The following is a 5,700-nucleotide window of genomic DNA, read 5'->3' on the forward strand; positions in this document are numbered from 1 at the left end:
GGCGCGCGCCTTGCCCTCTTTGACCAGGCGCATACCCACGACGATGGAGGAATCCTTTTTGCGGCGCACCGCCAGACTCGGCTGTTCATCCATGCCGATGGTCTCGCTGGCCGGCACCAGGGTCAGCGGCAGTCCCTTGTGATCATGGCGCGCCAGCTCCGCCCGCACCGCATCCTCTTGCCCCACCAGATAGATGGGCATGCCGAACTCGCGCGCCGCCAGCACCGCCCCTTCCACCGGGGCGGCCGGCGCGTGGTCGCCGCCCATGGCGTCCAGCACTACTGGGATGTCCTCGAAACGACCTGTCACCATCCTTCCTCCTCCATCCATGTGGCGATTTCCCGCACCAGCCTGTCCCGACTCTCCGGCGTCACGGTGATGAGGCGCACATCTGGACGGGAACGCACAGCCCGCAGGAACGGGTCATCCTGCAGTCCCACCGTTCCCAGCACCGGCGCATCGGCGTCCAGCGCACCCTGCACTGCCTGCCGGAAGCGGGAGGAGAGACATTCCATCCGGCCGATCTCATCAATGACCAGGATGCCCTGTGCGGGGAGCGCCTCCAGCTCGATGGCCGGCAGGATTTCCGCTTCGAAGGCCGGGAGCTGTACGTAATACTTGCCCACCCGCCAGGGGGACGGCATCCCGACATGGGCCAGGATGGCGCGCCGGCCGTCCAGCCGCACCGCCTCAAAGCCCAGGCGCACGCCCCGCTCCCGTAGCTCGCGGGTGTAAAAGCCGCGGGCCGGCCTCCCCAAAAGCTCCAGCAGGCGCAGGATGAGCGTCGTTTTGCCCACACCGGGCCGGCCGGTCAGCAGGATGTTATGCGGCACGTCTCACCCCCGCGGCCGGTCGCTGTGCCGGCTTCGCGCCCGATTATACCATGCGGCTGGTCAAAGGGCAATACACGGCCCGCCGGGCAGTTGGACCTGTACCCCCTTAGTGAAAGGCCTACTGTATGGTGTGGGTTTTCGGCCGGCGGTGGCGAAGCCACAGCGTGATGCCGGCCCCCACGATGCAGGCCAGGGAAATCCACTGGGCCGTTGCGACGCCGGCCACTTTCCAGGCATCCGGGCGCAGGAACTCCAGCCAGAAGCGGATGAAGGGGTAGAGGATGAAATAGGCGAGGAAGGTGTCGCCGTCGCGCCGGCCGCCCCGCCGGCCCCACCACAGCAGGAACAGGAACGCGGCGAAATTCGCCAGCGACTCGTACAGGAACACGGGGTGGAAGCGCTCGTAGGCCTCCAGGCCCGGCAGTCGGTGCGCCGGGTCAATGTACACGCCCCAGGGCAGGTTGGTGGGCGGGCCGTACAGCTCTTGGTTGAAGAAGTTGCCCCAGCGGCCGATGGCCTGGGCGAGGAGCACCCCGGGCGCCGCGTAGTCCAGCCAGCGCAGGAAGGGCAGTTTGGCCCAGCGCGTGTACAGCCATATGCCCAGGATGCCGCCGGCGATGCCCCCGTAGATGCCAAACCCCCGCAGGCCGCCGCGCCAGAAGGCAAAGATGGCCTCCGGGTGCTGGCGGTAATACCACCAGCCCACGCCGGCCGCCGGCGTGGAGAAGACATGATACAGCCGCGCCCCTATGATCCCCAGCACCAGGGCGACCGCCAGCATGTTCCAGACGTGCGCCGGGTCATCGCCGCGGGCGCGCGCCAGTCGGCCGGCGACCAGCCCGCCGGCCGCCGCTCCCAGCACAATCAGAAAGCCGTACCAGTGGATCGCCAGAGGGCCTATGTGGAGCAGGATTTCCCCCGGGGAGCGCATCCTTACCGCCCTATACCGCCTCTGCCCCGCGCCGGCGCCAGGCCAGCCAGACGAGAAAGAGCGTCAGCAGTGTCGTGACGACGATCATCTCCCACATCATGAAGGTCTCCGACACGCCGGGCGCCATGCGCGGGCGGAAACCCAGGCCGTAGTCCACCCAGTCGGAGAGGTAGAACCAGGCGCCGGCCAGCAGGGCGTGCCGCAGGCGAAGGCGGGTCAGGAACGAGGCCAGCATCACCCCTTCCAGTATCATGCCGATATGGGTCAGCGTCATGACCACGCTTTCGGTGGTGGCGGGATAGCCGGCGCGCCAGAAGAGGATCCAGACTGTGACGGTCCAGATGCCGTATTTGATAAGGCCAACCGTAGTGATGGCGTTGAACCAGGTCCATTCGCGCCGGCCGAGGGCGATGCCGGCCAGCGCCACCGCGAAGAGGGCGGCGAACAGCGGGCAGTCCGGCACGAAGACCAGCGCCCACCAGGGAGTCTGGAGCAGGTCAGCGCCGTACCAGTAGATGGCGCCGATGACGCCGGCGATGACATTGATGACGAACAGCGTCCACAGCGCCCATGGGCGCAGGATAAGGGCCCGCACCTGCCGATAGGTCTGCGCCACAGCGGTCATTTCTCCCCTCCAGAGTTGGTCCGTCCCAGCACACGAACGGGCACCCCTCCGACAATGGTGTGAGGCGGCACGTCCTTATTCACCAGGCTCATGGCGGAGACCACCGCACCGTCCCCGATGATGACACCCGGCAGTACGGTCACATTGGCGCCGATCATCACGTCCCGCCCGATAACCACGGGGCCGGTGCGCAGTTCGTGCCGCAGGAACTCATGGGCCAGGATCACGCTGTTGTATCCGAGAATGGTATTGTCGCCGATGGTGATAAGCTCGGGGAAGAAGATATCGAACATGGACATCAGGCCGGCGGAGACCCGTGCGCCCACCTTCATCCCCGTCCAGCGGAACAGCACGTTCTTCAGGTTCTCGGAGGGGAGGTAGCGGCAGAGGAAGATGAGGATGAAATTGCGCACCACTTTCCAGGGGCTGGCGAAGCGGGTCCAGTACTGCAGGGAGTTGTGCGGCCCCGGGCAGGGGTGGATGGTCAAGCGCTCCAGCCGGCGGTTGACCAGCTCCTCCTCCATTTGCGCTTCTGACAGTTCCTTTTCGCTCATGCGCTCTTCTCCCGCGTCGGAATGGGTGTGCCTGTCACTTGGTCGAGGGTTGCCCCCATCCTCCGCCGGCTGGACGGGCATGGGCACCTGCGGTATAATATCGCGGTGATGCGTGTGGGCATCCGCCCGCCGGCCGGCATTCCAGCGCACGGAGTGATCCCCATGCTCTGGCCGTTGCTCTGGTTCATTATAACCCTACTGCCCATGATCTGGCTGAACCGCTGGATCAGCCGGCATCTCCAGGGATTAGGACTGCTCCTGAGCGGCAGTCCCAATGCCGCCGTCGTCTTCTATTTCGTGGTGATGCTGCCAGGCATCCTGGTGCACGAGCTCAGCCACTGGGCGACCGCCCGTCTGCTGGGCCTGCGCACCGGTAAGATCACCCTTGGGCCGGCCCGCAGTGGCGCAAAGGTGCGGCTTGGCGCTGTGCGCATCGCTCGGGCGGACCCCTTGCGCGAAAGCCTGGTGGGGCTGGCCCCTCTGCTGGCCGGCTCTGGCCTGATTCTGCTCATCGGCCAGATCGTCTTCAACCTGCGACAGCTCACCCAGGCCTTTGTGCTGGGGGACGCGGCCTGGTTCTTCCAGACGCTGGCCGGCAATATCAAAACACCGGACTTCTGGATCTGGCTCTATCTGATTTTTGCCCTCAGCAACGCCATGCTCCCGAGCGAATCGGACCGGCGCGCCTGGCTCCCCTTGGGCATTTTCCTCGGCGTCGGAATCATCGTGCTGGTCATCATCGGCTGGTCGCCGGCCATCCCGCCGGCCCTGCTGGACCGCGCCATCGGCCTGGTGGGCTATTTGGACCTGGCCTTCGTCATCACCTTAGCGGCCGACCTGATCTTCATGGGGCTGATTGCCGGCAGTGAGGCCCTTATCGGCTGGCTCACCGGCAGTCGGGTGCGCTACTCCTGAGAGCGGGAGCTGACGCCGGCTCACGTACACAAGCACCGCCAGCGTGATGCCTCCCAGCACCAGCAGGGCCAGCACTTTGTAGACGCGCTTGGAGATGACGAGCGCCAGCACGCCGAAGGCCAGGCAGAACAGATAGTACAGCAGGGCGATGGCGCGGGGTGAAAGGCCCAGGTCGTACAGCCGGTGATGGAGATGGCCCCGGTCGCCGGCGCCGATGGGCCGGCCGGCGCGCCAGCGGTTCAGGATCTGCCAGGCCACATCCACGATGGGCAGGCCCATGACCAGCAGGACGGTGGCCACCTTGGCGCCGGCCATGATGGACAGGGCCGCCACCGCATAGCCCAGGAAGAAGCTCCCCGAACTGCCCATAAAGACCTTGGCCGGCGCGAAATTGAAGGGCAGAAACCCCAGTGCCGCTCCCAACAGCGCCAGCGGCAGGAGCGCCACGCTGTACTGCCCCTCGCGCAGCATGTGAACCGTCAGGACGATGCACAGGATGGCTGTCACGCCGGCGGCCAGCCCATCCACCCCGTCCAGAAAGTTGACCGTGTTGATCATCCCCATGAACCAGAGAACCGTGAGCAGGATCACTGCCCACCCGGGGAAGATGATCAGCGTATTGGTGAAGGGATTCATCACCCGCTCGATGATGATCAGGTACGGGATGGAGAGCAAGGCGACGGCGAGCTGGGCGAGGAACTGCGGCTTCGGCCCCAGCCCCAGCCGGTCATCCAGCAAGCCGAAGACGAACATGAAGGTACAGCCCCACAGCAGGCCGGCCAGGCGCACGATCTCCTTCGGGTCGTTGCGCGCCGGCTGAAGATGAGGGGGAAGCAGGAGGGACAGCAGTACTGCCGCGACGAATGGGAGATAGAGGCCAGGCCCGCCGAGCCGGGAGATGACGCCGTGGTGCCGTCGGCGGCCCCCCGGCGCGTCCACCATGCCGAGCCGTTCCCCCAGCCGGCGTGCCGCCGGCGTGATCAGCAGGGCGAGGAGGAAGGCGGTGCCGAACGTCAGGGCATAAGGCCCTACGCTTCCCCACATGTGGTGCCTTCGCTCGGTTCCGATTCGCCGGCAGGGGTGAAACGCACCAGCGCCACGCCGGCCTCGCTCAGGAAGATGCGCGCCTGCGGGTCCGGGTAATCCCCTTCGTACACCACGCGCTTGATGCCGGCATTGATGATCATCTTGGCGCAGGTCAGGCAGGGCTGATGCGTGACGTAGATAGTACTGCCGTTGATGGACACGCCGTGCAGGGCCGCCTGGATGATGGCGTTCTGCTCGGCATGCAGGGCGCGCATGCAGTGGTTGTCAATTATCAGACATCCCACCTCGGTGCAGTGGGGCAGTCCCATTGGGGCGCCGTTGTAGCCGGTGGTGAGGATGCGCCGGTCCTTCACCACCACTGCGCCCACCGCCGCCCGAGGGCAGGTACTGCGTTTGGCCACCTGGTGGGCGATGCCCATAAAGTACTCGTCCCAGCTCGGTCTCTGGCCCATGCGACCCCCCTTTCAGAAATACCGCCGGCACATGATTGCCCCTTGTATATACCACAGGGCAAGGGGGCGGGACAAATCGCGCCGGCGGCGGGTGTTGGAAAACAGCAGGGGCACAGCGCCGCTGTGCCCCTCTCGCCGGCCAATGCAATAGAGGGGCCGACAAGCCGGCCCCTCTATGCGATCGTTTGCGCTTCGCTGTGATCACGCCTCGCCGCACAGCTTCAGCAGGCGTTCCCAGCGGCGGTCCACCTCGGCCTGGATCTCCTCGATGAGGTGGCGGTTCTCCGGCCGGAAGAGGTGCCGGAAGCGGCCCTGCGGCTCCAGCCAGGCGGTGATGGGCAGT

At 65.9% G+C, this 5,700-nt stretch carries 9 protein-coding genes; 1 reads left to right on the forward strand and 8 read right to left on the reverse strand.

The window, feature by feature from the left end:
* The 5 genes from H5T60_10790 to H5T60_10810 all read right to left on the reverse strand — a co-directional run.
* The coding region (locus tag H5T60_10790; protein ID MBC7242917.1) for a phosphate--acyl-ACP acyltransferase at positions 1 to 312 on the reverse strand (312 nt) is incomplete at its 3' end.
* Positions 306 to 833: an NTPase gene (locus tag H5T60_10795; protein MBC7242918.1), complete on the reverse strand. Its 528-nt coding sequence runs from the start codon at positions 831 to 833 to the stop codon at positions 306 to 308. The genes H5T60_10795 and H5T60_10790, both read right to left, overlap by 7 nt.
* A 118-nt stretch (positions 834 to 951) precedes the next feature.
* Complete coding sequence (lgt, locus tag H5T60_10800) at positions 952 to 1,764, reverse strand: prolipoprotein diacylglyceryl transferase (GenBank protein ID MBC7242919.1); 813 nt, start codon at positions 1,762 to 1,764, stop codon at positions 952 to 954.
* Positions 1,765 to 1,774: 10 nt separating this feature from the next.
* Positions 1,775 to 2,389: a DUF1405 domain-containing protein gene (locus H5T60_10805; GenBank protein MBC7242920.1), complete on the reverse strand. Its 615-nt coding sequence runs from the start codon at positions 2,387 to 2,389 to the stop codon at positions 1,775 to 1,777.
* Positions 2,386 to 2,943: an acyltransferase gene (locus H5T60_10810; protein MBC7242921.1), complete on the reverse strand. Its 558-nt coding sequence runs from the start codon at positions 2,941 to 2,943 to the stop codon at positions 2,386 to 2,388. The genes H5T60_10805 and H5T60_10810 overlap by 4 nt, the downstream gene beginning before the upstream one ends.
* A 21-nt stretch (positions 2,944 to 2,964) precedes the next feature.
* On the opposite strand from H5T60_10810, the gene H5T60_10815 reads away from it, so the two are divergent.
* On the forward strand, positions 2,965 to 3,858 hold the full coding sequence (locus H5T60_10815; GenBank protein ID MBC7242922.1) for a hypothetical protein: 894 nt from the start codon (positions 2,965 to 2,967) through the stop codon (positions 3,856 to 3,858).
* On the opposite strand, the gene H5T60_10820 is transcribed toward H5T60_10815, so the two are convergent.
* From H5T60_10820 to H5T60_10830, 3 genes are all read right to left on the reverse strand, one after another.
* A complete protein-coding gene (locus H5T60_10820; protein MBC7242923.1) occupies positions 3,769 to 4,902 on the reverse strand; it encodes an undecaprenyl/decaprenyl-phosphate alpha-N-acetylglucosaminyl 1-phosphate transferase in 1,134 nt (377 codons plus the stop codon). The genes H5T60_10815 and H5T60_10820 overlap by 90 nt on opposite strands.
* Complete coding sequence (locus H5T60_10825; GenBank protein MBC7242924.1) at positions 4,887 to 5,357, reverse strand: cytidine/deoxycytidylate deaminase family protein; 471 nt, start codon at positions 5,355 to 5,357, stop codon at positions 4,887 to 4,889. Before H5T60_10825 ends, H5T60_10820 begins: the two co-directional genes overlap by 16 nt.
* A 201-nt stretch (positions 5,358 to 5,558) precedes the next feature.
* Positions 5,559 to 5,700: pyruvate ferredoxin oxidoreductase (locus H5T60_10830; GenBank protein ID MBC7242925.1), on the reverse strand; the 142-nt coding region annotated here is incomplete at its 5' end.

Source organism: Anaerolineae bacterium (genome assembly GCA_014360855.1).
Taxonomy (GTDB): Bacteria; Chloroflexota; Anaerolineae; order JACIWP01; family JACIWP01; genus JACIWP01.

What these genes read in the sequence shown, in the direction of transcription:
- lgt (MBC7242919.1), bottom strand. Translation starts at nt 1,764, where the DNA reads ATGCGCTCCCCGGGGGAAATCCTGCTCCACATAGGCCCTCTGGCGATC.
- H5T60_10805 (MBC7242920.1), bottom strand. Translation starts at nt 2,389, where the DNA reads ATGACCGCTGTGGCGCAGACCTATCGGCAGGTGCGGGCCCTTATCCTG.
- H5T60_10810 (MBC7242921.1), bottom strand. Translation starts at nt 2,943, where the DNA reads ATGAGCGAAAAGGAACTGTCAGAAGCGCAAATGGAGGAGGAGCTGGTC.
- H5T60_10815 (MBC7242922.1), top strand. Translation starts at nt 2,965, where the DNA reads ATGGGTGTGCCTGTCACTTGGTCGAGGGTTGCCCCCATCCTCCGCCGG.
- H5T60_10820 (MBC7242923.1), bottom strand. Translation starts at nt 4,902, where the DNA reads ATGTGGGGAAGCGTAGGGCCTTATGCCCTGACGTTCGGCACCGCCTTC.
- H5T60_10825 (MBC7242924.1), bottom strand. Translation starts at nt 5,357, where the DNA reads ATGGGCCAGAGACCGAGCTGGGACGAGTACTTTATGGGCATCGCCCAC.